Origin of the sequence: Methylobacterium sp. J-030 (assembly GCF_022829545.1) — a bacterium.
Lineage (GTDB): Bacteria > Pseudomonadota > Alphaproteobacteria > Rhizobiales > Beijerinckiaceae > Methylobacterium.
This window is the reverse complement of the sequence record NZ_JAKSYM010000369.1, coordinates 38,840-63,539: the sequence shown is the minus strand read 5'-3', so window position 1 is coordinate 63,539 and position 24,700 is coordinate 38,840. Positions and strand designations below refer to the sequence as shown.

The following is a 24,700-nucleotide window of genomic DNA, read 5'->3' as shown; positions in this document are numbered from 1 at the left end:
GAACGGGGTATGCGCGCCGCGGCGTCGTCAGCTTGGCCGCGCTCTGCTAGGCAGCCACGACTGCCATGCCATGCGTGATTCCCTCCCTCCGGACCATCCTCTTCCGCCTGCACTGGGTGCTGGGCCTCACCGCCGGCTTCGTGCTCGCGCTGATGGGCCTGACCGGGGCGCTGATGAGCTACGAGGAGGCGGTCACCGCCTTCGCGAACCGCGACCGGCTCGTTGTGACGGCCGGCGACCGGCAGGCGCTTTCGCCCTCTGCGCTCGCGGCACGGATCGAGGCGCAGGCCGGGGTTCCGGTGAGCAGCCTCACCCTGTCGGACGACCCGGCGGCGAGCGCCCCTGTCCGCTTCGCCCGGGATCCCGCGACCCGCGAGCGCCCGCCCGCGGTCTACGCCGACCCCTATGACGGCGCGGTGCTCGGCCCCGTGCGGCTGGAGGGGGCGTTCACGACGGTGCGGGATCTGCACCGCTGGCTGCTTCTGCCCGGCGGCTCCAAGGGCTGGGGGCGCACGATCACGGGCGCCTGCGTGGTCGCGCTGCTGATCTTCCTGGGGACCGGCCTCTGCCTGCGCTGGCCCAAGGTCCACCGCTGGCGGATCTGGCTGAAGCCGAGCCTGTCCCGCCCGGGCCGGGCGCGGTGGTGGTCGCTCCACGCCGTGGCGGGGACGTGGCTGATGCCGGTCTACCTCGTCATGGCGCTGACGGGGCTGACGTGGTCCTACCCGTCCTTCAAGGACGCCGCCCTGGGGCTGCTGGTGGGCGAGCGCGCGGCGTCGAAGCCGATGCGCGCCGCCGGCCGCAAGGCCGCCCCCGCGATGCAGGCCGACGCATCCGGCCCGGCGGCCCTCGATCAGGCCTGGGCCGCTTTCCGGGCCGGCGAGGGACGCGCGGCGGGCACCGCGATCCTGACCCTGCCGAGCCCCGACGCGAAGGCGATCCGGATCCGCTGGCTGCCGAAGGGCGTCGACGACCCGAGCGCCCGCAACGAGGCCCGCTACGACGCCGCCACCGGCGCGCTGCTGGCCGCCGAGCACGCCGCCGACAGGCCTCTGGGCAAGCGCCTCATGGACAACATCCTGGAGGTCCATCGCGGCCGCTTCTTCGGCGACCTGTTCGCCCTGCTGTTCTGCCTCGCGGCGCTCGCCCTGCCGGGCTTCGCGGCGACCGGCCTGACCCTCTACGTCCTGCGCCGCCGCGCGGCCGCCCGGCGCCGGCCGGAGGCCGTGCCGGCGACCCTACGCGAGGCCAATCCCTGAACCGGCGACCGGACGGGTCCTAGTCGGGCGGGCGTGGCGCCCCGGCAGTCCAGTCGACGGCGGCGTCGAACAGGGCGAGCCCCGAACCCGTCAGGTTGCCGAAGGTCTCGTTGTCGAGCAGGAACATGGTCCGCCGGGCCGGGGCGATCGCCTCGTAATCCATCGTCGCGCCCTTCTCGTAGCCGAAGATGACGGCGTGGTCCGGCTCCCCCGGCACGGTGGCGATGATCGCGGCGCCGAGGCCGGGCTTGCCCCAGTTCATCGGCGCATCCTTCGCGTAGACCGCGTGGATCCCCGCGGCGAGGCCCGCCGCCAGCGTGTGGGGGGCGTTGACCAGCCAGACGAAGTGCTCGGCCGGCGCCTTGCCGAAGTCGCGGTCGTGCTTCTTGCCGGCCATGCCCAGGTCGTCGAGCAGGTCGCTCTCCCAGGTCAGAACCGGCACGGGAACGTCGCGATAGGCTCCGAGCAGGTCGCGGCTGCGGATGTTCGAGGACAGGATCACGAGGTCGTAGCCCCGGGCCACCGGATCGTACTGGCTGCCGAGGGTGACCCGGTATCCGCGGCCTTCGAGGTGGGCCGCGACCGCCCGGTCGGTGGCGATCCGCGGGTTGTCCGGCTTGACCACGATCAGCACCGTTCGGGGCCGCCCGGCCGCGGGAGCAGGCAGCGTCAGTGCTGCCAGGACGGCTCCGCCGAGCAGGCTGCGGATCCACGACCGGCTCACAGCCGCGCCGTGATCGTCGCCAGCACCGAGAACGGCGCGCCGGGGAGGTTGTTGAACTGGTTGAACGGCTGCTCGATGTAGCGCCGATCGGTCAGGTTGCGCAGGTTGATCGAGAACCGGGCGTGCTCGTTGAAGTCGTAGAACACGGCTGCGTCGAGCCGGGCGTAGCCGCCCACCGTGTAGCTGTTGTTGAGATCGCCGGTGCGCCGTCCGACATAGGTGATCCCGGCGCCGACGTTCCAGCCGCGCAGGAAGCCCTCCTGGAACGCGTAGGTCGACCAGAGGCTGCCGCTGAAGGACGGAGCTCCCACCAGGCGGTTGCCGACCGCGTAGGTCGTGTCCCGCGTGATCCGCGCATCGAGGAAGCTGACCGCGCCGATGACCTTCCAGCCCGGCAGGATCTGTCCGGCGAGATCGGCCTCGACGCCCTCGGAGCGCTGCTGACCGGTGATCACCGAGAAGCCGGTGTTGACCGGGTCAGGGGCCGAGACGTTGTTGCGGGTGATGCGGAACGCCGCCGTGGACAGGGTCAGATCGGGGTTGAGGTCGAGCCGGCTGCCGATCTCGTATTGTTCGCCGGTCTCAGGGTGCGGATTGACGGCTCCGTAGACGTTGTCGGTCTGCGGCTTGAACGAGGTCGTGTAGCTCGCATAGAGCGTCAGCGGCTCCACCGGCCGATAGACGAGGCCGACGCGCGGCGAGGTGCCGGACAGCTGCTGATCGGGTGGGATCGTACGCGAGGTCGGGATGCGGCTGAAATAATACTGCGTGCCGGTATCGTAACGGACGCCGACCAGTAGTTGCAGGCCGAGGCCGAGATCGATCTGATCCTGCACGTAGAGGCCGTTCAGCTCGTTCTTCTGCTTGAGATCCGATTGGAATTGCAGGCCGACGATGGCGGATCCGGGAACCGGGTTCAGGAAGCTGACCGACGGGTAGTTGGTGCTCTGCGTCGTGTAGGAATGCCGGTAGCCGTTGCTGTATTCGACGCCGGCCAGCACGGTGTGCCGCAAGCCCAGCAGGTCGAACTTCGCCACGATCTCGGTCTGGCTGTCGACGGAGGCGTAGGTCGAGTAGCCCGCGGTCTCGCGCCGGCTCACCAGCGTGTTGCGGCTGGCGAGTCCGGTCGCGCGTGTCGCCAGGAAGTTGAAGCCGCCCCACTGGGCGTTGAGGACTTCGCGGAGCGTGATGTTCTCGGTGAGGTCGTGCTCGACTTTCAGCAGGCCGAAATTCGCCGTGCCGTTGTAGCGGGAGAACGGCTCGCCATAGTAGCGCGAAATATTGTCGAGCGGGACGCCGCCGTTCCGGGCGACCAGCCCCTCGTCATACTGCGAATCCAGCCGGGTGAACTCGCCGAGGAACGTCACCCGCGTGTCCGGGCTCGGGTTCCACGTGAAGGCCGGAGCCACGAAGGTCCGGGAATTGTCCCGGCCGTAGAAGTTGCGGAATGTCGGGTCCGACTGGCCGGCGAAGCTGAGGCGCGCGGCCAAGCCGTCCACCCCCTCGATCGCACTCGACACCGAGCCCTGAACCCGCCGGAAGCCGAAGCTGCCGCCCTGCAGGTTGATGTCGCCGGAGGGGACAAGTGTCGGCTGACGCGTGACGATGTTGATCAGGCCGCCAGGATCGCCGCGCCCGTACAGCACCGAGGCCGGACCTTTCAGCACCTCGATCCGCTCCACGTCGGCGAGATCCCGGGTGACCGTCGAGAAGGTGCCGGCCTGATTCAGGAGCACGCCGTCGATGGCGTAGGTCTGGGTCCTGAAACCGCGGATGATGAAGGTGTCGCTGCGGCCCTGGATCGTTCCCCCCGGCTGGACGCTGCTGACGTTCTGCAGCGCGTCGCTCAGGCGGATGTCCTGCTGGTCGACCAGCACGTCCCGCGGCACGACCTGGACCGATTGCGGCGTGTCGCGCAGGGGCGTGTCGGTGCGGGTCGCCGTGGCCGAGCGGGTGGCCCGGTAGCCGACCACCGGACCGCCGGCCCGTTCCACCGCAGGACCGGTGCCGGTGACGCTCAGTTCCGAGAGAGTCACCTCATCGGATGAGTCAGTAATTTGCGCGTTTGTTAAAGTCGTCGATCCCAAAATCAGGGACGTCGTCAGTGCAGTACGGAGCGATAATCTGGTCTTGCGATCGTTCGAAATGCTGCGCCGTGTGCGGCCGCTGTCCCAGGACATTGTTTATAATCACTCTCAAGAAAACGTGAGCCGTACGGGCACACGGTTCCTTGAGGCGAGCGGGGCTGGTTTTTCAATGCGGGCGCGTCAGGCGACGTGCGATTTCGGGTAGAACTTCCCGAACGTGGCGGGGCAGCCACATTATCACATTGGAATAACTAAGAATTTTGAGATCGGGGCCGCCCGGAATCGTACGAATGCGCCGGATCTGCACCCAAAACGTGCAAGGGGGTCGAAGACCCGGTCAGCGGGCGGCGCCGCGTGCCGCCCGCGCCGCGCGAATCAGCCCTGTACCGCCGGCTTGAGCGCCCCGGTCCGCTCATGGAAGTCCGGGCCGTTGGTGGTGCGGGCCACGTGCCCGGCCCGGATCAGGTAGTCGCCGAAATGCTCGCCCGGCTGCCGGCCCTTCGCGTAGTCGGCAAACAGCGGGTCGAGGGTGTCGCGGATCTCGGAGGCCGCCACGTCCTCCCGGTAGAGCTTGCTCAGCCGTGAGCCGTCGAAGGCGGCGCCGAGATAGAGGTGGTAGCGCTCGGGACCGCGGCCCACGAGGCCGATCTCGGCGATGAACGGCCGGGCGCAGCCGTTCGGGCAGCCGGTGGAGCGGATCGTGATCTCCTCCTCGGCGAGGCCATGGGACGCGAGGCTCTGCTCCAGCTCGGTCATCAGGTCCGGCAGGTAGCGCTCGCTCTCGGCGAGCGCGAGGCCGCAGGTCGGCAGGGCCACGCAGGCGATGGAATTGCGCCGGAGCGCGCCTGCGCCCTTGGTGAGCCCGTGTTCGTCGACCAGCGCCTCGATCGCCGCGCGCTGCTCCGCCGGCACGTTGGCGATGATCACGTTCTGATTGGCGGTCAGGCGGAAATCGCCCTGGTGCACCTCGGCGATCCGGCGCAGGCCGGTGAGGAACTGCGCGCCGCCCTCGATGTCCTTGATCCGCCCGGAGGGGACGTAGAGCGTGAGATGGTGGCGGCCGTCGTCGCCCTCGGTCCAGCCGAAGCGGTCGCCGTTGCCGGTGAATGCGAAGGGCTTGGGCGCGCCGAGCGTCTTGCCGATCCGCGTCTCCACCTCGGCCCGGAACGCGTCGAGCCCGTAGCGCTCGATCGTGTACTTGAGCCGGGCGTTCTTGCGGTTCTTCCGGTTGCCCCAGTCGCGCTGGACCGTCATCACGGCCTCGGCGACCTTGATGGCGTCCTCAGGCTCCACGAAGCCCATCACGTCGGCGGTGCGCGGGAAGGTGTCGGGCTCGCCGTGGGTCATGCCCATGCCGCCGCCCACCGTGACGTTCCAGCCGGTGACCCGGTTCTTCTTGTCGAGGATCGCGATGAAGCCGAGGTCGTGGGCGAAGATGTCGACCTCGTTGGACGGCGGCACCGCCACCACGGTCTTGAACTTCCGCGGCAGGTAGGTCCGGCCGTAGACCGGCTCGATCTCGGCCTCCTCCTCGCCGCCGGCCACGCGCTCGCCGTCGAGCCAGATCTCGCGCCACGCGCTGGTCTTGGGCAGCAGCGAATCGGAGATGTCCTTGGCGAGCTGGTAGGCGGCCCTGTGGGCGCCGACCTGGGCGGGGTTCGTCGCCGCCATGACGTTGCGGTTGACGTCGCCGCAGGCCGCGATCGTGTCGAGCAGCGTGGCGTCGATGGCCGCCATCGTACGCTTCAGGTTCGACTTGATGACGCCGTGATACTGGAAGGTCTGGCGCGTCGTGGCGCGCAGGGCGCTGCCCGCATAGGTGACCGCGATGTGGTCGAGGGCCATCCACTGCTTCGGGCTGATCACGCCCCCCGCGATGCGCAGGCGGATCATGAAGCTGTAGGCCTTGTCGAGCTTCTTCTTGGTCCGCTCGGGGCGCAGGTCGCGGTCGTCCTGCAGGTACATCCCGTGGAACTTCACGAGCTGCCCGTCATCCTCCGAGATCGCCCCGGTGGCGTGCTTCAGGAGCCCGTCCGCCAGGGTGCCGCGGAGATAGCCGCTGGCGATCTTGATGTGCTCGTTCGCCGCGAGCTGGGCCGCGCGGGCGGCCTCGGCGTCGGTGATCGGCCGCTCGGTCGGCGGGGTCTCGTAGACGCGCTTGGTGTCAGTCATGGCCGTTCGTCTTCGAATGATCAAACCGCTTGCCGCTGGACCTCCCGCCCCCCTCTGCGGGGGAGGGTGGCCCGCGCGTGAGCGAGGGTCGGGAGAGGGGAGCGACGGGACCGGAGATGTCGCGACGGGCGATTCATCCTGAACCGTCGCGCTCCCCTCTCCCGCCTGCTCCGCAGGCACCCTCCCCCGCGGAGGGGGGAGGGTTCGTGTGTCTCAGTAAACGTCCTGCTGGTAGCGGTGGCTGCGCTCCAGCGCCGCGACCTGCGCCTCGGCGTCGACGGCGCTCAGATCCTTGGTGGTCTCGTAGGCCTTCACCAGGGCGCTGCGCACGTCCTTGGCCATGTTCTTGGCATCGCCGCAGACGTAGAAATACGCGCCCCCGTCCAGCCAGGAGACCACCTCCCGCGCGTGATGGGTGATCCGGTCCTGGACGTAGATCTTCTCCGGCTGGTCCCGCGAGAAGGCCACATCGATCTGCGTGAGCGACCGGTCCTCCAGGGCCTCCTGCCATTCGAGCTGGTACAGGAAGTCGTGGGTGAAGTGACGGTCGCCGAAGAACAGCCACGACCGTCCGGGCGCCTCGATCGCCCGGCGCTCCTGCACGAAGGCGCGGAACGGCGCGACGCCGGTGCCCGGCCCGACCATGATGATGTCGGTGGCCGGATCCTGCGGCAGGCGGAAATGCCGGTTCGGCTTCAGCCGCACCCGCAGCTTGGCGCCGTCGCGGATCCGGTCGGCCACGTGGACCGAGGCGACCCCTGAGCGGGCGCGGCCGTGGGTCTCGTAGCGCACCGCCGCGATGGCGAGGTGGACCTCGTCGCCCACCTCCTTGCGCGAGGAGGCGATCGAGTAGGCCCGGGGTGGCAGCGGCCGGGTGATCGTGCCGATATGCTCGGCCGTCAGCTTGGCCGGGAAGGTCTCGAGCAGGTCGATCAGGTGCCGGCCCTCGATCCAGGCCTTGGCCTCGCCGCTGTCGATGAGCGTCTGGGCGTCCGTATGGCCGGTGGCCTTCACGAACCGCTCGATCGTGGCGGCCGAGAGCGTGGTGATGTCCCGCTCGGCGAGCAGCGCCCGGCGCAGGGCCTCGTCGCCCGAGAGCCCCGAAGCGTTGAGGATCTCGTCCACCAGAAGCGGGTCGTTCTCGGGGAAGATCTCCAGCGAATCGCCCGGCTCATAGGCCGGGGCGCCGTCCTCGAAGGCCAGCGCGAGGTGGATCGTCTCCTTGTCGGAGCGCGAGGAGTTGAGGTTCACGTGCTCGACGACCTCGACCACCAGGGGCTCGCGGCTCGGCTCGGCCTCGTCGTCCTCGCCGGCACCGGCACGGGCGAAGTCCACCGCCACCACGTTGTCGGACGTCTCGGCCGGGGCGAGCGCCTTCAGCGCGCCCTTGATCCAGTCGGCGGCCGGCGTCTCGAAATCGAGATCGAGGTCGGCGCGCTCGGCGGCGCGCTTGGCCCCCAGGGCCTCGAACCGGGCGTCGAGCGCCTTCCCGATGGCGCAGAACTCCGCGTAGGAGGTGTCGCCGAGCGCCAGGACCGCGAACTCGACGCCGTCGAGGCGCGGGGCGCCCTCCCCCATCAGCTCGCCGTAGGCCCGCACGGCGCGGGCGGGGGGCTCGCCCTCGCCCCAGGTCGCCGCGATGGCGATGAGCTTGCCGGCCTTGGGCAGGGTCGACACGTCGAGGTCGGCGAAATCCACAACCTTCGGCTTGAAGCCCTGCTTACGCGCGAGCTTTGCGACGGAGCCGGCGAGCGCCTCGGAATTCCCCGATTCGCTCGCGTAGATCACGGTCAGCGGCGCGGCGGCCTTGGGCGGGGCGGCCGGGACCGCGGCCGGCTGGCCGCCCGCGGCGTCGAGGCCCGCCAGGAAGCCGGCGAGCCACGCGCGCTGCGTCGGGCTCGCGGCACCCAGCACCGCGTCGAGGCTGGCGCGCTCGCCGTCCCCGAACGGGGCGGTGCGCGGAAGGAGATTCTGGCGGGACATCAGGGAACCATGTCGTGGCCTGCGCGGCCTGTGTCAATCGAAAGGCGTTCGTTTTACAGAACGGACGAATCTTGGAACATCACATTCGCTGCAGCGCGAGATAAGAGAAAATCATTCTCCGACCACGGCGAGGACCGGCCCCGTCCCGGGCAGGTGGCGCCCGTTCCTGGGCGGCGCCGGCAGGGGCAGGGCGGTCGTGGATTTCACCTTCTCCATGGCGAAGCGGGACGTGACGTTCTTCAGGGGCAGCACCGCGATCAGCTGCTTGTAGAAGCTGTCGTAGGCCTGCATGTCGGCGACCACGACGCGCAGCATGTAATCCACGTCGCCGGCCATCCGATAGAATTCCAGCACCTCCGGCATGGCCGAAACCGTTGCGGCGAAGCGCTGCAGCCACTCCTGGGAGTGGTCGGCCGTCTCGATCGAGACGAAGACCGTCAGCCCGAGGCCGAGCTTCACCGGATCGAGCACGGCCACCCGCCGGTCGATCACGCCGTCGGCCTCCAGCTTCTGGATGCGCTTCCAGCACGGGGTCTGGGACAGGCCCACGCGCTCGCCGATCGCCGCGATGGACAGCGTCGCGTCCGTCTGCAGCAGGGCGAGAATCTTGAGATCGATCGCGTCCAAGACTGTCTCCGTAGGGTCCGTCCGCGCGGGGCCGCCCGCGTCCGGTATAAGGCCTCTCGGCGGCCGATAAGAAGATTCTTTCACCCGGGCGCCGCCGGACCCCGCCGGGTGCTGTGCGCATCCGCACACCGAACCCCGCGTCCAGGCCCGGCAGGCGAACCGAAGCGCCTTGACTTCGTTCGGTATAGCGAACATCTCGACCGTTCGACAACAGGGCCCGGCGCGGGCCGGCCCATGATCCACGTTCAAACCCGGGACCGTCGCGATGACCCGTCCGGACCGACAGACGGCCGAAGTCCTAGCGGAGCGGCTGTCCGGGCTCGACCTGACCAGCCGCCTTCACCTGATCGCCGCCGAGATCCCCGGCCGGCTCGTCTTCACCACGAGCCTCGGCGTCGAGGATCAGGCGCTCACCCACGCGCTCGCCATGGCGAAGCTCGCCCAGGGGCAGGCGAGCGGTCGCGTCGAGATCGTCACCCTCGATACCGGCCGCCTGTTCGCCGAGACCTACGACACCTGGACCGAGACCGAAGCGGCCTACGGCATCCGGATCACCGCCTACGCGCCGGAGCGCGCGGCCGCGGAGGATTTCGTGCGGGACGCGGGCATCAACGGATTCCGGCGCTCGGTGGCGGCCCGGCAGGCCTGCTGCGGCTTCCGCAAGGTCGAGCCGCTGGGCCGCGCCCTCGCGGGAGCGAGCGGCTGGCTCACGGGCCTGCGGGCCGGCCAATCGGCCAACCGCGCCGAGACGCCGCTCGCCGAGTTCGACGCCGCGCGCGGCCTGATCAAGCTGAACCCGCTCGCCGACTGGTCCCGGGCGCAGGTCGACAGCTTCGTGCGCGACAATTTCGTCCCCTACAACGTCCTGCACGATCGCGGCTTCCCGTCGATTGGCTGCGCCCCCTGCACCCGGGCCGTGAAGCTCGGCGAACCGGAGCGCGCCGGCCGCTGGTGGTGGGAGCAGGAAGACAAGAAGGAATGCGGCCTGCACGTCGGGCGTCCCGACGCGTCAGTGCAGCCGGGCCAGGAGCCCGCCGCCTTCGAGACCACCCCGACCGAAACCCATCGCCAGCCGGAGTTCGCCCGATGAGCGCCGTCCTCGCCGCCGCCGTGCAGCCGAGCGCCCCCACGCCCGCACAGACCGTTGACCGCCTCAGCCACCTCAAGCGGCTGGAGGCCGAGGCCATCCACATCTTCCGGGAGACGGTCGCCGAGACCGAGAACCCGGTGATGCTCTACTCGATCGGCAAGGATTCGTCGGTCCTGCTGCATCTGGCGCTGAAGGCCTTCGCGCCGGGTCGGCTGCCGTTCCCGCTGCTCCACGTCGACACCACGTGGAAGTTCCGCGAGATGATCGCCTTCCGCGACGCCCGCGCCAAGGAACTCGGCCTCGATCTCCTAGTCCACACCAACCCGGACGGGCTCGCCCGCGGTGTCGGCCCGGTGAGCCACGGCTCCGAGGTCCACACCGACGTGATGAAGACGCAGGCCCTGCGGCAGGCGCTGGACAAGCACAAGTTCGACGCCGCCTTCGGCGGCGCCCGCCGCGACGAGGAGGCGAGCCGCGCCAAGGAGCGGATCATCTCGTTGCGCACCGCGCAGCACCGCTGGGATCCGAAGCGCCAGCGCGCCGAGCCCTGGCACCTCTACAATCTCAGGAAGAAGCGCGGCGAGTCGCTGCGGGTGTTCCCGCTGTCGAACTGGACCGAGCTCGACATCTGGCTCTACATCGAGCAGGAAAACATTCCGATCGTACCGCTCTACTTCGCCAAGGAGCGGCCCGTCGTGGAGCGCGACGGCCAGCTCATCATGGTGGACGACGACCGTCTGCCGCTCGCCCCCGGCGAGACTCCGCAGCAGCGCCTCGTCCGCTTCCGGACGCTCGGCTGCTACCCGCTGACCGGCGCGGTGGAGAGCGACGCGGCCTCGCTCCCCGAGATCATCGGCGAGACGCTGGCGGCGCGCACCTCGGAGCGGCAGGGCCGGGTGATCGACAAGGACGGGGCCGGCGCCATGGAGCGCAAGAAGCAGGAAGGTTACTTCTGATGACTCTGCATCAGGCCCCCAACGCCTTCGGCGACCGCGTGGCCGGCTACGCGGCCTTCCTCACCGCCCACCGCAACAAGGCGGTGCTGCGCTTCATCGCCTGCGGCTCGGTGGATGACGGCAAGTCGACCCTGATTGGGCGGCTTCTGCACGACACCAAGCAGATCTTCGACGACCAGATCTCGGCGCTCCAGCGGGATTCCCGCAAGCACGGGACGCAAGGGCAGGAGATGGACCTCGCGCTGCTGGTGGACGGCCTCCAGGCCGAGCGCGAGCAGGGCATCACCATCGACGTCGCCTACCGGTTCTTCTCCACCGACAAGCGCTCCTTCATCGTGGCCGACACCCCCGGCCACGAGCAGTACACCCGCAATATGGCCACCGGCGCCTCGACGGCGGACGTGGCGGTGATCCTGGTCGACGCCCGCCAGGGCCTGACCCGCCAGACGCGGCGCCACGCGCTGCTGGTCTCGAATCTCGGGATCCGCCGGGTCGTGCTGGCGGTGAACAAGATGGACCTCGTCGGCTGGGCGCAGGGCACCTTCGACGGCATCGTGGCGGGTTTCTCCGACTTCGCCCGGGGGCTGAATTTTTCCGAGGTCAAGGCGATCCCGCTCTCGGCCAAGAACGGCGACAACGTCGTGGAGGCCGGGGTCGCCGCGTCCTGGTACACGGGCGGCCCGCTGCTCAACTACCTCGAGACCGTGCCGGTCCGCGCGGAGGCGTTGAACGCACCGTTCCGGATGGCGGTGCAGTGGGTCAACCGGCCCGATTCCGAGTTCCGCGGCTATAGCGGCCGGATCGCCAGCGGCCGGGTGCGCCCGGGCGATTCGGTGACGGTCCAGCCCTCCGGCCGCACGTCCACGGTGGCGCGGATCTACACCGCCGACGGCGACCTGCCCGAGGCCGGCGAGGACGAGTCGGTCACCCTGGTGCTGGCCGACCAGATCGACGCCTCCCGCGGACAGGTGATCGTCGCCACCGACGCGCCGATGCGGGTCACCGAGACCCTCGACGCGCGCCTGTTCTGGGCGGCCGAGACCGATCTCAGCCCGGGTGCGAGCCTGTTCGCCAAGATCGGTACCGCCACGGTCACCGCGACCGTGGAGCGGATCGTCTCGCGCATCGATCCCGAGACCGGCCGGCCCGGCCCGGCCGAGCGCCTGTCGGCCAACGACATCGCCGATGTGAGCCTGCGGCTCGACCGGGCGGTGGCGGTGGACGCCTACGCGGAGAACCGCGAGACCGGCAGCCTGATCCTGATCGACCGGGAGACCACCGACACGGCGGCGCTCGGGCTGGTATTGGCATCCGGCATCGCGGCATCCGCGACGGCTGACCAACCGGCCCGCGGCGGCTTCCTGCAAGGCCTGAAGCGGCTGTTCGGGCGCTGAGCCGCCGTCGGGCTCCGCGCTTCACACGCGCAGCACGATGAACCGGAACAGCAGGATCGCGAGAAGCAATCCGAACGCGCCGCCGAGCGACCACGCGAGGCAGCAGGCGAGGAAACCGACCCCAACGATCGCCGGCAGGCCGATATGGAGCCTGCTGAGGATCGCGAGGGTCGGATCCGGTTGCGTGTCGTGGAGACCGGGCACGGTCTGCATCGGATCAGGCGGAAATGGGGTTCCGTTCACGATGAAAGCCGCGATCTCGGGCCAGTGCACCTCCCTGATCCCGGCCCCGTGTCCGCCCAGGAGATAGCGGTACTCTGTGATGGCTGGCGCTCGGCCGGCCGCCTCGAAGCCGTCGAAGCCGGCGCCGCCGAGATCGAACGCGCGGATCCACTCGACGCTCTTCGGCAACAGGGCGACCACCGAGTCGTCGGCCGCCACGAGATTCTGGAAAGCCGTGATGCGTTGGTCGCGGAGCATCTGCTCCCACGGGTAATCGCGGCGCACCACGCTGCCGGCGAACAGCACGTGTCGGAAATGGAGCGCGGGATACTCGATCAGCGCGCGGGCCGCGAGATACGTGCCGTTCGAGTGGCCGACGTAGTGGAAGTCGGACCTTGGGTACTGTGCGAAGGCCGTCACGTACTGGTCGGCGAACCATTCGACCTTTTCGCGCCGGATCCACGGCAGCACGAACGGCAGCATCGCGAAGTAGCCGTAGCTGGGCGTCCAGCTCCGGAAGATCGTTACGCCCTTGTCCGTCTTATCACCGAACTTGCGGACCTTCTCGGCGATCCGGTGCGTCCAGAATCCGTCGTCGCGGATGCCATGGATCACGAACACCGTGTTGCGGACATCGAAATCGACGGCATCGATCTCATCGACGAGCAGGGCTGGATTGAGGGCAGCTTTCGCTAGGGCCGGGCGCGGGGCGGTCAACGCCTCATGGACGATACGCCCGCGCTCGCGGGCGGCCGGATCGCCCGTGAGCGTGATCGCCTGCATGTGGTCGGTGTCGGGCAGCTCGATCAGGAAGTAGTCCTGCTGCGTCGGACCGGAGGCGTCCGCCGTGTAGCCGGTATCCCGGAAGGCCCATTTGCTGCCGTCGACCGCGAGGTCGACCTGATCGATCGGCGAGATCAGGTCGTCCTGCGTACCGAGCATCTGGATGAGGATCGGACGGTCCTTGTCGGCGAGGTGGCGCGGCGGGTTCCTGCGATAGGCGAGCCAGTGCAGCCGGGTCTGCGCCATGAACGGCGCGCCGAGCCGGAAATCGAAGGCGGTCGGGGTCCAGCCTTTCCCCGGCATCGGAATGTGACCGAAAAGGCCGACGAGGTTGAACAGGATGCTGTAGTACCAGCTCATCCGCTCGGAGATCTTCCAGCCGCGGTTGAAGGCCGCGAGCATGACGATGCGTTCGACCTTGAAGGCCCAGTCGCGCGGCCTCTGATGGCCGAGATCGCGCTCCTGCCGGAAGTTGCTGGGCCAGCCGGCCGCCACCAGGAACAGGCGCCGCGCCAGCGTGGCGCCGACGCTGTGGCCGACGAGGACGATCCGTTCCGGTTCGCGCAGGCGCACGCGCTCGTCGATGCCGTCGAGCAGGAGGCCGATGATCGCGCCGGCCCGCGCGCCGGACAGCCAGCTCCCGTGAGGCAGGTCCGGCGCAAAGATGTCCGCGTTCGGACCGTAGGCAGCCTGGGCCGCGCCGATCACGTCGCGCAGGCGATGCGCCGAACTTCTCAGGCCGTGAACGACGACCACGAGGGTCCGAGCGGCGGGCGGATCGCGCGCCGAATCAGCGGGGGTCGAGCTCATGCTGGGACTCGCCGGGCGGTTTGTACCGAGCCTATGCTGATGTCGTTCGAGCGTAAACTGTTTTCGATCCGTGCATCGCTCCGGTGAATTCAGTAACGACGCGACCCGCGCGGAAATGCGCAGAGGCTCCACGGCGCCTCAAGGTGCTGCCCCATGAGGCTGTCTCGCGGCGAGATCCGCTTCGGCGCCGCCCGTCAGCCCCAGGCCCGCGCCAGCAGTGCATACGATTCGTGCCGCGCAAGCTGATCGGGGATCGCCGAGACGATCATCAGCTCGTCAGCCTGCGTGCGCCGGACCAGGTCGGCGAGCTGCGCCCGGAGGGTCTCGGGGCCGCCCACGTGTAGCCGGTCGCGCCCGCGCGCGATCTGGGCCCGCTCCAGGTCCGAATACGGGTAGGCCAGCGCCTCGGCGAGGCTCGGCAGCGGCCGGTACTCGCCCCGCTCCCGCCGCAGCGTCGCCAGCCGCGCGCTGGCCGCCAGGCGCTCGGCCTCCGCATCCGTGGCGGCGCAGATCGCCGCCACCGCCAGGATCGCGTGGGGCCGCGTACCGAGCCGCGTCGGCTGGAACCGGTTCCGGTAACCGAGCATCGGCGCCTCGGCCGGCATGCCGGAGAAGTGCTGCGCGAAGCCGAAGCCGCAGCCGATCTCGGCGGCGAGACGCGCGCTGTAATCCGAGGAGCCGAGCAGGAAGAGCGGCGGCAGCGGGACGTCGGACGGGCTCGCCGTGATCCGCGCGAAGGGATGGCCCTCCGGGAATCCGCCGTCCCAGAACAGCAATTCCTGCAGGCGGTCGAGGAAGTCGTCGCCGCCCTCCCCCGGGGCCTCGCGGCGGCGCAGTGCCCGCGCGGTGAGGCCGTCCGTGCCGGGCGCCCGGCCGAGGCCGAGATCGATCCGGCCCGGGAACAGCGCCTCCAGCACCCGGAAGCGCTCGGCCACCATCAGCGGCGCGTGGTTCGGCAGCATGATCCCGCCCGAGCCGACCCGGATGTTGCGGGTCGCGGCGGCGATCTGGCCGATCATGATCTCGGGGGCCGGGCTCGCGACGTTCGGCAGCGCGTGGTGCTCGGCTAGCCAGTAGCGGGTGTAGCCCAGCCCGTCGACGTGCCCGGCGAGCGCCAGGGTGTCGTGCAGCGCCTGCGCCGGGGTCGAATCGGCGCTGACGAAGGAGAGGTCGAGGACGGAGAGCGGGGTCATGCCAGAAAGATGGGGGTGCGGGCCGGGCGGTGCGAGGGCGCTGCGTTACGAGGACGGCCCACGCGGTTCGTCCCCTGTCCCATCCCCGTAGAACGCCTCGAAGTCACGGCCGCCATAGAACACGTTGGTGATGATCACGCGGTCGGCTTCGATCCGATAGGCGATGATGGCGGATCGCTCGAACGGTACGGTTCGCAGGCCGGGCTCTAGGTCATGGCGCGGCCGCCCGCCACGGGGCGCATCGCCGATGCGCTCACAACGGCTGATGAGCCTGTCCAGAAACCGGCCGGCCACGTTCGGATCGCGGCTCGCCTCATAGACCCAGCGGTAGATCTGCAGAAGATCGGTGTCGGCTTCTGCGCCGAAGACGACCTCAAGGGGCTGCATCCCGGTGAGCCCTCACGGTCTCGGCATGCAGAGCGTCGATATGCGCCCTCACCTCCTCAAGGCTCAGCGGCGGCCGGGGATCGTCGATGGAGCGCCGGATGCGAGCGCGGATGACATCGAGCCGTTCGGCATCCTCCCGGCGCTGGCGCTGCAGGGCGTGCACCGCCTCGTCGAGGAGCGCGTCCACGGAGGCGTACTCGCCGGCCTCAACGCTCGCGCGCACGGCGCGGAGCGTGTCGGGCGCCAGGGTGATGCTGATCGTCTCGCCCATCGGCAGGGCCTCGCGTTCCGTCCCGAGTCGCGGCCATGGTAGCAGAGAACGCCGGTCCGCGCGCCGTCCCGCCGCTTGCCGGCTCACCGCACCGGGCCTAGGGTCCGCTGCGCCGCACCGCAGCGGCGCCCGATCGGGAAAAATCCGGAGTCTCGCACCATGGCCTTCCTCGCCGACGTCCTCTCGCGGGTGAAGCCGTCCGCGACCATCGTGATGACCCAGAAGGCCCGGGACCTGAAGGCGTCCGGCGTCGACGTCATCAGCCTGTCGGTGGGCGAGCCGGATTTCGACACGCCGGACCACATCAAGCAGGCCGCGATCGAGGCGATCCACCGCAACGAGACCCGTTATCCGCCGGTCTCCGGCATCGCGCCCCTGCGTGAAGCGATCGTGCGCAAGTTCAAGCGCGAGAACGGGCTCGACTACAAGGTTTCGCAGACCATCGTGGGCACCGGCGGCAAGCAGGTGCTGTACAACGCGTTCCTCGCCACCCTGAACCCCGGCGACGAGGTGGTGATCCCCCGCCCCTACTGGGTGTCCTACCCGGAGATGGTCGGCCTGTGCGGCGGCACGCCGGTCTTCGCCGACACCGACATGGACCACGGCTTCAAGCTCCAGCCGGAGGAGCTCGACCGGGTGCTGACCCCGAAGACCAAGTGGATCGTCCTCAACTCGCCCTCGAACCCGTCGGGGGCCGCCTATACGCGCGACGAGATGAAGGCGCTCACCGACGTGCTGCTGCGCTACCCCGACGTGCACATCCTGACCGACGACATCTACGAGCACCTGACCTACGGCGATTTCGAATTCGTCACCCCGGCCCAGGTCGAGCCGCAGCTCGCCGAGCGCACGCTGACCATGAACGGCGTCTCGAAGGGCTACGCTATGACGGGCTGGCGCATCGGCTACGCGGCCGGGCCGGAGAAGCTCATCAAGGCGATGGACTTCGTGCAGGGCCAGCAGACCTCGGGCGCCACCACGATCGCGCAATGGGCCGCGGTCGCCGCCCTCGACGGGCCGCAGGATCACCTCGCCAGGTTCCGCGCGGCCTTCCAGGGCCGGCGCGACCTCGTCGTGTCGATGCTCAACCAGACCAACGGCCTGACCTGCCCGACGCCGGAGGGCGCCTTCTACGTCTACCCGTCCTGCGCGGCGCTGATCGGCAAGACGACGGAAGCCGGCAAGACCATCGAGACCGACGAGGATTTCGTCACGGAGCTGCTCCAGGCCGAGGGCGTGGCGGCGGTGCACGGCTCGGCCTTCGGGCTCGGGCCGAACCTGCGGATCTCCTACGCGACCTCGAACGCGGTGCTGGAGGAGGCCTGCCGGCGCATCCAGCGGTTCTGCGGCTCGCTGCGGTAGCGGCGTTCGGACGGCGCCGGACGACCCCGGCCCGAGGCGGCCATCGAAAACGGGCTCGTCGGATCAGTCGGCGATCCCCAGCACCAGCGCGAGCATCCGGTTCAGGGTCGCCACGGTATCGCGCTCCAATCGGCCGATGGGGGCGCTGCATTTCGCGCGCGGCATAGCGATGATCTTGTCGGTCATGATCTGCGAGACGCTTCGCAATCCGTTGGCCGGTGTCGGTTCGACGGTCAGGCGGAAGAGCGGCGCATCCCGAAGCGTACTCGTAAGCAGGCAGACGAGGAGACTGTCGGTCTCGACCAGCCAGTCGGACTGGATGACGAGGGCGGGACGCGGCTTGCCGTAGGCACCGGGCGGCGAGACGGTAACGATGTCGCCGCGCGTCACGGTTCGGGCCAGTCAAACGCCGATGCGATGAAGTCCAGAGCTTCGGTCTCCTCGGGCGCGCCCTTCAGGAGTGCGGCCTGTCGGACGGCTTCCTCCCTGAAGCCCGGCACGGACGGATCCGGAACCCAGATGCGCACGAGCTTCATGCCGTCACGCCGTTGGGCGCGATGATAGCGCTGGGATTTTGAGCGGCCTTCCCGGGGCTTGATCTGGGGCATGGTGTGGCGGATCCGATCGCGCGCCATGCGTCATGCTAGTCCTCGGCCGCGCTCCTGACTACCATGTCGGGATCCTGATCTGTCGTGAGAACTCTTATGCCCACCATCGCGGTGATCGCCCCCGGCGCCATGGGCAGCGCCGTCGGGGCCCGGCTCGCCGAGCACGGCGCCCGCGTCCTGACCTCCCTCGACGGGCGCGGGACGGCGAGCCGCACCCGGGCCGAGGCCGCCGGGATGGCCCACGCGGCGGATGCCGACCTCGCCGCCGCCGACCTCGTGCTCTCGATCGTGCCCCCCGCCGACGCGGAGGCGCTGGCCCTCCGGCTCGCCCCCGCTTTAGCGGCCTGTCCAAAAAAACCGGTCTATATCGACGCGAACGCGGTCAGCCCGGAGACGGTCGGGCGCATCGCGGCGATCGTCGCCGCCACCGGCGCGCCGTTCCTCGACGGGGCGATCCTCGGGCTGCCGCCGAAGCCCGGCACGAAGGGGCCGCGCGTCTACGTCTCGGGGGCCGACACCGCCCCGGCCCTGGTCCTGCGCGACCTCGGCCTCGACCTGCGTGTCTGTCCCGGCGGGGTCGGGGCGGCCTCCAGCCTCAAGATGAGCTATGCCGGCCTCAACAAGGGGCTGACGGCGCTGGCCGCGATCATGATCCTGGCCGCCGGACGCAGCGGCGCCGGCGAGGCGCTGCTCGCCGAACTCGCCGAGAACGAGCCGTCGCTCCTCGCCCGCTTCGCCAAGGGCCTGCCCGACATGGCGCCGAAGGCCCATCGCTGGGCCCCCGAGATGGCGGAGATCGCCGATTTCCTCGGCCCGGACGCGGCCGGCCGTCAGGTCTTCACCGGCTATGCCGCCCTCTACTGGCACCTCGCCGCGGAGGCGGGCGAGGCCGACATTGCGGCGCTGATACGCTTCGCCGCGGAGGCGGCGGCGCGCTGATCGCCGCGGGGACGCCGGAAACGGCTCCGCCTCTGTTGCCGGCTCGGCTGTCACCCTCTACACGGGCTGTCCCCGGCCGCCGATGCGCCTGAAGGTTTCGCGAGCCCGCTCGGGCCTGCATGGCAGCGGGGTCGGCAGTGACGGGGTGGTCCGGACCAGTTCTCTGGGCCGTTCCTGTGAGGCTCAGTGGGCCGAGTCGCTGCAGGAGTGTCGGGTGCGCGGGGAACAGGAACCGCGGATCCGGCGCAAGGCCCACATATCGCCCGGCCCTATCAAGACGTTGGGTCAAGATCCGGCGCCATCGCGTCGGACAGGTTGCGCACTGCCCCTATCCCGGGCGCGTGGAGCGCCAGCGGAACGCGACCCGGGATCCAGCACCCGACGTCGCGCAGCGTCGATCCGAGTCAACCTGTGCCGCTGCGCGGCGCTTCTCGTGCCGGGTCCCGGATCAGGTTCCGCTTCGCTCCACCTGTCCGGGAAAAGGCGCGTCACGAGCCCCGCGGCGCCGATCCCGTGCGGCGGGCCGGGCCTGATATCCGCCGCCGCGATGCTCCTCTGCGGGCTGGGTCTGACCCATTGCGGGACGCCGCCGCCTCGGCCGTTTGCGGGTTCGTTCACGCTCCGGGGCGATGATGCGCGGGGGCCGGGGATCCGGTCCGGCGTCACCGCGTTCATTCGGGCCTGAGACCATGCGAGCCCTGCTCACCAGCGGCATCAAGGCGATCCTGGCGGTCGCCGCACTCTCCACCGCCGCCCACTGGACCCTGCGCGTGCAGCGGGAATCCGCCCTCTCGGTCGCCGCGGCCGCCGTTCCCGATCCGGTCGCGACGGGATCGATCGAGCCACGCCGGCTGGAGCGCCCGCCGGCCGCGGCGAGCCTTGCGCCCGCACCCGTGGCGACGGTCCCGGCCCCGAATGCGGGGATCGGCCCGGCCTCGGGCCTCGACCAGAGCCATCTCGCCGCCCTGATGGCGGGTGCGACGCCGCCCAGGAAGGCCGCCAAGGCCGCGACCAGGACCGCCTCGGCCGAGAAGGCCGCGCCCAGGCGCTGAGCCGCACGTCGAGCCGCCCCGGCGCGGGAGGCCGTGCCGGCTGCATGGTTCCCCTGCGCGCCGGCCGATACCCGAACGCACCCGAGCGTGGCAGGAGACTTGGCCTCCACGAGGTCTGGCAGGCATGAGCACGCGAGCCGCGACGTCCGTCACCGATGAGATCGCGCGCGCCGCCCCGGAGACCGATCGCGCGGGGCGCCGGCGGCTCGTCGGCATCGCGCTAATGTGCGGGGCGGTGGCGTTCTTCGCCGGGCTCGACGCCTGCGCCAAGACCCTGGCGCGGGGCGGCGTCGACCCGCTGGTCACCACCTTCATGCGCTACGCGGCGAGCGTCGCCATGATCTCGCTGTTCATCAACCCGGTGCGCACCCCGGGCGTGGTCAAGAGCCGGCGCCTGCCGCTGCAGATCATCCGCTCGCTGTTGCTCTTCGCCTCGACGGCGCTGAACTTCCTGGCCCTGCGCTACCTGCAGTTGGCCGAGACGATCTCGATCCAGTTCGCCGCGCCGCTCACCGTGGCGCTGCTCGCCGGGCCGCTACTCGGCGAGTGGTCCTCCCGGGCGCGGCTCATGGCGATCGGCGTCGGCTTTCTCGGCGTGCTGGTGATCGTGCGGCCGGGCGTCGGCGGGATGCACCCGGCGGCGCTGCTCTGCGTCGCCAACGTGGTCGTCTACGCCTTCTACGCGATCATCACGCGCAAGCTCGCGGCCTACGACTCGACCGCCACGACCATGTTCTACACCGGGCTCGCGGGCCTCGGGCTGATGGCCCCGCTGCTGCCCTGGATCTGGACGAGCCCGGCCAGCCTGACCCATTGGGCGCTGCTGATCGGGGTCGCGCTGTTCGGCACGCTCGGACACTGGCTGCTGGTGCTGGCTCATGCAAGGGCGCCGGCCAACGTGCTGGCGCCGTTCATCTACACGCAGCTGCTCTGGTCCGTGACCTTCGGCTTCCTGCTGTTCGGCGACCTGCCGAACCGCTGGACCGTGGCGGGCGCCATGATCGTCGTCGGCTCGGGCCTCTACCTCCTGGCGCAGGAGACGATCCGCCGGGAGGCGCGGCCGGCTGCCTGAGGCGACCGGCCGGGATCAGCTCAGCGTCCGAGGCGCTCCTGGCGGTCCATCCGATCCTCGCGGCGCTCTTCGCGGCGGTCCTCGCGGGCCCGGCGGGCCGGATCCGGATCGGTCCCGAGCACGCCGCCGACCGTGCCGGTGGCCGCGCCCACGGCACCGCCGACGACGCCGCCCACCGGGCCGGCCGCGGCCGCGCCGTCCTCGGCGCCGCGCTGCGCGCCGCGGGCCGTGCCCTGGGCCTGCGCGGCACCCGCGAAGGCCAGCGGCGCGAGGGCGAGGGTCGTGATCAGAAGCTTCTTCATGGGTGTGTTCCGTTCATCGGTTCCGGGTTGGCTCCGCGCCGCCTCGGGGCGCGGAGGGCATACCAGTCAACGGTTCAGGCGCCGAATGGTCCCATCCGGACTCACGGCCGCGTGATCCGCGCTGCCGCTGGCCTCGGATCGGAGCGGCTGATAGAGAACCGTCATGCCCGCTTCGCGCGCCCTGCGCGGCTTCCGCCGCCCGATTCGAATTACCGGCCCGGCCTCCGCCTGAGGGCCCGCTTGAGCGCGGCCGCGCGGAGGTCCGGGATCCTCCTGCCGTTTGCCCCGAATTCGCCGGCCCGCCGCCGGCCCGACCGCCGATGCGAGATCCGATGACCGCCCCCGAGACCGCGCCCGCCCGCGACTATTCCAAGACCCTGTTCCTGCCGCAGACCGAGTTCCCGATGCGCGCCGGCCTGCCGATCCGCGAGCCGCTCTTCCTCGAGCGCTGGAAGCAGATCGACCTCTACGGGAAGCTGCGCGCCCGCGGGCAGGGCCGGCCGAAATTCGTGCTCCACGACGGCCCGCCCTACGCCAACGGCAACATCCACATCGGCACGGCGCTCAACAAGATCCTCAAGGACGTGGTGGTCCGCTCGCAGGGGGCGCTCGGCTTCGACGCCAACTACGTGCCGGGCTGGGACTGCCACGGCCTGCCGATCGAGTGGAAGATCGAGGAGCAGTACCGCGCCAAGGGCCGCAACAAGGACGACGTGCCGGTGATCGAGTTCCGGCAGGAATGCCGGACCTTTGCGGCCCACTGGCTCGATGTGCAGCGGGAGGAATTCAAGCGGCTCGGCGTCACGGGCGATTGGGACCATCCCTACGCCACCATGGCGTTCCCCGCCGAGGCCGTGATCGCCGACGAGCTGATGACGTTCTCGATGTCGGGCCAGCTCTACCGCGGCTCGAAGCCGGTGATGTGGTCGGTGGTCGAGAAGACTGCGCTCGCCGAGGCGGAGGTCGAGTACGAGGAGCACGTCAGCGATACGATCTTTTGTGCCTTTCCGATCGTGTCCGGTGCCGAGGGCGACCTCGCCGAGGCCCGGGTGGTGATCTGGACGACCACGCCCTGGACGATCCCCGGCAACCGCGCCGTCGCGTATTCCAAAAAAATCGCCTACGGCCTGTACCGGGTCACCGAGGCGCCCGCCGACAACTGGGCGACCCCCGGCCAGACCTACCTGCTCGCCGACAGCCTCGCCGCCACGGTGTTCAAGGCCGCCCGCGTCGCGGCGTTCGAGCGCGTCGGCGACGTGCGCCCGGACGTGCTCGCCGGCCTCATCCTGGCCCATCCCCTGGCGGCGCTCGGCTACGGCTTCGCCGTCCCGATGCTCGACGGCGACCACGTCACGGACGAATCCGGCACCGGCTTCGTCCACACGGCCCCGGGCCACGGCCGCGAGGATTTCGAACTCTGGATGGCGAGCGGCCGTCGGCTCGCCGAGCGCGGCATCGACCCGGCCATCCCCTACACGGTGGATGCCGACGGCGCGCTGACCAAGGCCGCCCCCGGCTTCGAGGGCAAGCGCGTCCTCACCGACAAGGGCGAGAAGGGCGATGCCAACAAGGCGGTCATCGCGGCGCTGACCGAGGCCGGGGCGCTCGTCGCCCGCGGGGTGCTGCGCCACCAGTACCCGCATTCCTGGCGCTCCAAGAAGCCGGTGATCTTTCGCAATACGCCGCAATGGTTCATCGCCATGGACCGGCCGGTGGATTCGCTCGGCAACCGGTCCCTGCGCGAGGTCGCGCTCCAGGGCATCGACGACACCCAGTGGGTGCCGACGCAGGGAAAGAACCGCATCACCGGCATGGTCGCCAACCGGCCGGACTGGGTGGTGTCGCGCCAGCGCGCCTGGGGCGTGCCGATCACCGTGTTCGTCCACCGAGAGACGGGCGAGATCCTGAAGGACGCGGCCGTCAACGCCCGGATCCGCGACGCCTTCGCGGCGGAGGGCGCCGACGCGTGGTTCCGGGACGATGCGGCGCAACGCTTCCTGGCGCCGGAGCACGATCCCTCCGCCTACGAGAAGGTCACCGACGTCCTCGACGTCTGGTTCGATTCCGGCTCGACCCACGCCTTCGTGCTGGACGACCCTGAGGCCTTCCCGGGCCTCGCCGGGGTGCGACGCATCCGCGACGGCGGGCGGGACCGGGTCATGTACCTGGAGGGCTCGGACCAGCACCGCGGCTGGTTCCAGTCCTCGCTGCTCGAATCCTCCGGCACCCGCGGCCGGGCGCCCTACGACATCGTGCTGACCCACGGCTTCGTGCTCGACGGCAAGGGCCTGAAGATGTCGAAGTCGAAGGGCAACGTCGTCGCGCCGCAGAGCGTGATCAAGGATTCGGGCGCCGACATCCTGCGCCTGTGGGTCGCGGCCTCCGACTACACCGACGATCTGCGCATCGGGCCGGAGATCATCAAAACCTTCGCGGAGACCTACCGCAAGCTGCGCAACTCCCTGCGCTGGATGCTGGGCTCCCTCGCCCATCGGGTCACGGGCGACGACATCGATCCCAATAACATGCCGGAGCTGGAGCGGCTGATCCTGCACCGGCTGGCCGAGCTCGACGGCGAGATCCGCGAGGCCTACGCGGCGTTCGACACCAAGCGGGTGGTGGCGCTGCTCAACGGCTTCATGACCGGCGACCTGTCGTCCTTCTACTTCGACGTGCGCAAGGACGCGCTGTACTGCGATCCGATCTCCTCGATGCGCCGCCGGGCGGCTCTCCAGGTGATCGACGAGGCCTTCCGGCGGGCGGCGATCTGGCTCGCGCCGGTCCTGGCCTTCACGGCCGAGGAGGCGTGGCTCGACCGCTACCCGTCCGCGGACGGCTCGGTGCATCTCCAGACCCTGCCGGAGACTCCGGCGGATTGGCTCGACGCCCCCCTCGCGGAGCGCTGGCACAAGATCCGGCGGGTGCGGCGGGTGGTCACCGGCGCCCTGGAGGTCGAGCGCGCGGCCAAGCGCATCGGCGCGAGCCTGGAGGCGGCGCCGACGGTCTACGTGGCCGATCCCGAGCTGCTGGCGGCGCTGGAGGGCTGCGACTTCGCCGATACCTGCATCACCTCCGCCATCACCGTGGTGGCGGGCGAGGGCCCGGCGGAGGCCTTCCGGCTCGACGAGGTCCGCGGCGTCGCCGTGGTGCCGAGCCCGGCCACGGGGCGCAAATGCGCCCGCTCCTGGCGGGTCAGCCCGGAGGTGGGCGGCGATCCGGACTACCCCGATGTGACGCCCCGCGATGCCCAGGCCCTGCGCGAGTGGGATAAGGCGCATCCGGAGGCGAGCGCGGCGTGAGATCGCTTGCGACATCGCCCTCCCCCCTCTGCGGGGGAGGGTGGCCCCCGAAGGGGGTCGGGAGAGGGGAGCGCGGCTTCAAGAGAGGGCGCGACCGTCATGAAGGAC

Annotated in this window: 21 protein-coding genes; 9 read left to right on the top strand and 12 right to left on the bottom strand. The window is 70.1% G+C overall.

Going from position 1 to position 24,700, the window contains the following annotated elements:
• Positions 1-65 precede the first annotated feature (65 nt).
• Positions 66-1,259: a PepSY-associated TM helix domain-containing protein gene (locus MKK75_RS29215; protein WP_244045988.1), complete on the top strand. Its 1,194-nt coding sequence runs from the start codon at positions 66-68 to the stop codon at positions 1,257-1,259.
• Between the two features lie 19 nt (positions 1,260-1,278).
• On the opposite strand, the gene MKK75_RS29210 is transcribed toward MKK75_RS29215, so the two are convergent.
• The 5 genes from MKK75_RS29210 to MKK75_RS29190 all read right to left on the bottom strand — a co-directional run bounded on the left by MKK75_RS29210 (position 1,279) and on the right by MKK75_RS29190 (position 8,852).
• Positions 1,279-1,983, bottom strand: a complete 705-nt coding sequence (locus MKK75_RS29210) for a hypothetical protein (protein WP_244045987.1) — start codon at positions 1,981-1,983, stop codon at positions 1,279-1,281.
• The gene (locus tag MKK75_RS29205; protein ID WP_244045986.1) at positions 1,980-4,163 is read right to left on the bottom strand and encodes a TonB-dependent siderophore receptor; all 2,184 of its coding nucleotides are present in this window, start codon (positions 4,161-4,163) and stop codon (positions 1,980-1,982) included. Before MKK75_RS29205 ends, MKK75_RS29210 begins: the two co-directional genes overlap by 4 nt.
• Positions 4,164-4,445: 282 nt before the next feature.
• Positions 4,446-6,242: an NADPH-dependent assimilatory sulfite reductase hemoprotein subunit gene (locus tag MKK75_RS29200; RefSeq protein ID WP_244045985.1), complete on the bottom strand. Its 1,797-nt coding sequence runs from the start codon at positions 6,240-6,242 to the stop codon at positions 4,446-4,448.
• A 213-nt stretch (positions 6,243-6,455) separates the two neighbouring features.
• On the bottom strand, positions 6,456-8,225 hold the full coding sequence (locus MKK75_RS29195; protein ID WP_244045984.1) for a sulfite reductase flavoprotein subunit alpha: 1,770 nt from the start codon (positions 8,223-8,225) through the stop codon (positions 6,456-6,458).
• Positions 8,226-8,336: 111 nt separating this feature from the next.
• The gene (locus tag MKK75_RS29190) at positions 8,337-8,852 is read right to left on the bottom strand and encodes an Lrp/AsnC family transcriptional regulator (RefSeq protein ID WP_244045983.1); all 516 of its coding nucleotides are present in this window, start codon (positions 8,850-8,852) and stop codon (positions 8,337-8,339) included.
• A gap of 265 nt (positions 8,853-9,117) precedes the next feature.
• Here MKK75_RS29190 and MKK75_RS29185 point away from each other — a divergent pair, with 265 nt between their 5' ends.
• Genes MKK75_RS29185 through cysN form a run of 3 tightly spaced genes read left to right on the top strand, consistent with a single transcriptional unit; the run spans position 9,118 to position 12,292 of the window.
• Positions 9,118-9,942 carry a phosphoadenylyl-sulfate reductase gene (locus MKK75_RS29185; RefSeq protein WP_244045982.1) on the top strand — a complete coding sequence of 275 codons (825 nt, stop codon included), beginning with the start codon at positions 9,118-9,120 and terminating at the stop codon, positions 9,940-9,942.
• Complete coding sequence (gene cysD, locus MKK75_RS29180; protein ID WP_244045981.1) at positions 9,939-10,898, top strand: sulfate adenylyltransferase subunit CysD; 960 nt, start codon at positions 9,939-9,941, stop codon at positions 10,896-10,898. The genes MKK75_RS29185 and cysD overlap by 4 nt, the downstream gene beginning before the upstream one ends.
• Positions 10,898-12,292, top strand: coding sequence for a sulfate adenylyltransferase subunit CysN (gene cysN / locus MKK75_RS29175; RefSeq protein WP_244045980.1), 1,395 nt, complete (start codon positions 10,898-10,900; stop codon positions 12,290-12,292). Before cysD ends, cysN begins: the two co-directional genes overlap by 1 nt.
• 21 nt (positions 12,293-12,313) lie before the next feature.
• Here the strand turns inward: cysN and MKK75_RS29170 are convergent, their stop codons facing one another.
• The 4 genes from MKK75_RS29170 to MKK75_RS29155 form a co-directional block, all read right to left on the bottom strand.
• Positions 12,314-14,107, bottom strand: coding sequence for an alpha/beta fold hydrolase (locus MKK75_RS29170; protein ID WP_244045979.1), 1,794 nt, complete (start codon positions 14,105-14,107; stop codon positions 12,314-12,316).
• A gap of 194 nt (positions 14,108-14,301) precedes the next feature.
• Positions 14,302-15,300 carry an LLM class flavin-dependent oxidoreductase gene (locus MKK75_RS29165; protein ID WP_244045978.1) on the bottom strand — a complete coding sequence of 333 codons (999 nt, stop codon included), beginning with the start codon at positions 15,298-15,300 and terminating at the stop codon, positions 14,302-14,304.
• Between the two features lie 45 nt (positions 15,301-15,345).
• Entirely contained in the window at positions 15,346-15,687 is a 342-nt protein-coding gene (locus MKK75_RS29160) for a type II toxin-antitoxin system RelE/ParE family toxin (protein ID WP_244045977.1), read from the bottom strand.
• Positions 15,674-15,958, bottom strand: a complete 285-nt coding sequence (locus MKK75_RS29155) for a type II toxin-antitoxin system ParD family antitoxin (protein WP_409567623.1) — start codon at positions 15,956-15,958, stop codon at positions 15,674-15,676. Before MKK75_RS29155 ends, MKK75_RS29160 begins: the two co-directional genes overlap by 14 nt.
• A 159-nt stretch (positions 15,959-16,117) precedes the next feature.
• Between MKK75_RS29155 and MKK75_RS29150 the strand changes: the two genes are divergently transcribed.
• Positions 16,118-17,320 (top strand): pyridoxal phosphate-dependent aminotransferase, encoded by a 1,203-nt coding sequence (locus tag MKK75_RS29150; RefSeq protein ID WP_244045976.1) that lies wholly within the window; start codon positions 16,118-16,120, stop codon positions 17,318-17,320.
• A 63-nt stretch (positions 17,321-17,383) separates the two neighbouring features.
• Here MKK75_RS29150 and MKK75_RS29145 read toward each other — a convergent pair whose 3' ends face one another.
• Positions 17,384-17,710 carry a type II toxin-antitoxin system PemK/MazF family toxin gene (locus MKK75_RS29145; RefSeq protein ID WP_244045975.1) on the bottom strand — a complete coding sequence of 109 codons (327 nt, stop codon included), beginning with the start codon at positions 17,708-17,710 and terminating at the stop codon, positions 17,384-17,386.
• Entirely contained in the window at positions 17,707-17,928 is a 222-nt protein-coding gene (locus tag MKK75_RS29140) for an antitoxin MazE family protein (protein ID WP_244045974.1), read from the bottom strand. The genes MKK75_RS29145 and MKK75_RS29140 overlap by 4 nt, the downstream gene beginning before the upstream one ends.
• A gap of 96 nt (positions 17,929-18,024) precedes the next feature.
• On the opposite strand from MKK75_RS29140, the gene MKK75_RS29135 reads away from it, so the two are divergent.
• The 3 genes from MKK75_RS29135 (at position 18,025) to MKK75_RS29125 (ending at position 20,991) form a co-directional block, all read left to right on the top strand.
• Positions 18,025-18,867, top strand: coding sequence for a DUF1932 domain-containing protein (locus tag MKK75_RS29135; protein ID WP_244045973.1), 843 nt, complete (start codon positions 18,025-18,027; stop codon positions 18,865-18,867).
• Between the two features lie 689 nt (positions 18,868-19,556).
• On the top strand, positions 19,557-19,919 hold the full coding sequence (locus tag MKK75_RS29130) for a hypothetical protein (protein WP_244045972.1): 363 nt from the start codon (positions 19,557-19,559) through the stop codon (positions 19,917-19,919).
• A 124-nt stretch (positions 19,920-20,043) separates the two neighbouring features.
• Positions 20,044-20,991 (top strand): DMT family transporter, encoded by a 948-nt coding sequence (locus tag MKK75_RS29125; RefSeq protein WP_244045971.1) that lies wholly within the window; start codon positions 20,044-20,046, stop codon positions 20,989-20,991.
• Positions 20,992-21,011: 20 nt separating this feature from the next.
• On the opposite strand, the gene MKK75_RS29120 is transcribed toward MKK75_RS29125, so the two are convergent.
• Positions 21,012-21,293, bottom strand: coding sequence for a hypothetical protein (locus MKK75_RS29120; RefSeq protein ID WP_244045970.1), 282 nt, complete (start codon positions 21,291-21,293; stop codon positions 21,012-21,014).
• 332 nt (positions 21,294-21,625) lie between these two features.
• Here MKK75_RS29120 and ileS point away from each other — a divergent pair, with 332 nt between their 5' ends.
• Complete coding sequence (ileS, locus tag MKK75_RS29115; protein ID WP_244045969.1) at positions 21,626-24,592, top strand: isoleucine--tRNA ligase; 2,967 nt, start codon at positions 21,626-21,628, stop codon at positions 24,590-24,592.
• Positions 24,593-24,700 lie beyond the last annotated feature (108 nt).

Excerpts from the sequence above, each read along its gene's own strand:
- MKK75_RS29215 (WP_244045988.1), top strand. The coding sequence starts at position 66 with ATGCCATGCGTGATTCCCTCCCTCCGGACCATCCTCTTCCGCCTGCAC.
- MKK75_RS29205 (WP_244045986.1), bottom strand. The coding sequence starts at position 4,163 with ATGTCCTGGGACAGCGGCCGCACACGGCGCAGCATTTCGAACGATCGC.
- MKK75_RS29200 (WP_244045985.1), bottom strand. The coding sequence starts at position 6,242 with ATGACTGACACCAAGCGCGTCTACGAGACCCCGCCGACCGAGCGGCCG.
- MKK75_RS29195 (WP_244045984.1), bottom strand. The coding sequence starts at position 8,225 with ATGTCCCGCCAGAATCTCCTTCCGCGCACCGCCCCGTTCGGGGACGGC.
- MKK75_RS29185 (WP_244045982.1), top strand. The coding sequence starts at position 9,118 with ATGACCCGTCCGGACCGACAGACGGCCGAAGTCCTAGCGGAGCGGCTG.
- cysD (WP_244045981.1), top strand. The coding sequence starts at position 9,939 with ATGAGCGCCGTCCTCGCCGCCGCCGTGCAGCCGAGCGCCCCCACGCCC.
- cysN (WP_244045980.1), top strand. The coding sequence starts at position 10,898 with ATGACTCTGCATCAGGCCCCCAACGCCTTCGGCGACCGCGTGGCCGGC.
- MKK75_RS29170 (WP_244045979.1), bottom strand. The coding sequence starts at position 14,107 with ATGAGCTCGACCCCCGCTGATTCGGCGCGCGATCCGCCCGCCGCTCGG.
- MKK75_RS29165 (WP_244045978.1), bottom strand. The coding sequence starts at position 15,300 with ATGACCCCGCTCTCCGTCCTCGACCTCTCCTTCGTCAGCGCCGATTCG.
- MKK75_RS29160 (WP_244045977.1), bottom strand. The coding sequence starts at position 15,687 with ATGCAGCCCCTTGAGGTCGTCTTCGGCGCAGAAGCCGACACCGATCTT.
- MKK75_RS29155 (WP_409567623.1), bottom strand. The coding sequence starts at position 15,958 with ATGGGCGAGACGATCAGCATCACCCTGGCGCCCGACACGCTCCGCGCC.
- MKK75_RS29150 (WP_244045976.1), top strand. The coding sequence starts at position 16,118 with ATGGCCTTCCTCGCCGACGTCCTCTCGCGGGTGAAGCCGTCCGCGACC.
- MKK75_RS29140 (WP_244045974.1), bottom strand. The coding sequence starts at position 17,928 with ATGCCCCAGATCAAGCCCCGGGAAGGCCGCTCAAAATCCCAGCGCTAT.
- MKK75_RS29135 (WP_244045973.1), top strand. The coding sequence starts at position 18,025 with ATGCCCACCATCGCGGTGATCGCCCCCGGCGCCATGGGCAGCGCCGTC.
- MKK75_RS29130 (WP_244045972.1), top strand. The coding sequence starts at position 19,557 with ATGCGAGCCCTGCTCACCAGCGGCATCAAGGCGATCCTGGCGGTCGCC.
- MKK75_RS29125 (WP_244045971.1), top strand. The coding sequence starts at position 20,044 with ATGAGCACGCGAGCCGCGACGTCCGTCACCGATGAGATCGCGCGCGCC.
- MKK75_RS29120 (WP_244045970.1), bottom strand. The coding sequence starts at position 21,293 with ATGAAGAAGCTTCTGATCACGACCCTCGCCCTCGCGCCGCTGGCCTTC.
- ileS (WP_244045969.1), top strand. The coding sequence starts at position 21,626 with ATGACCGCCCCCGAGACCGCGCCCGCCCGCGACTATTCCAAGACCCTG.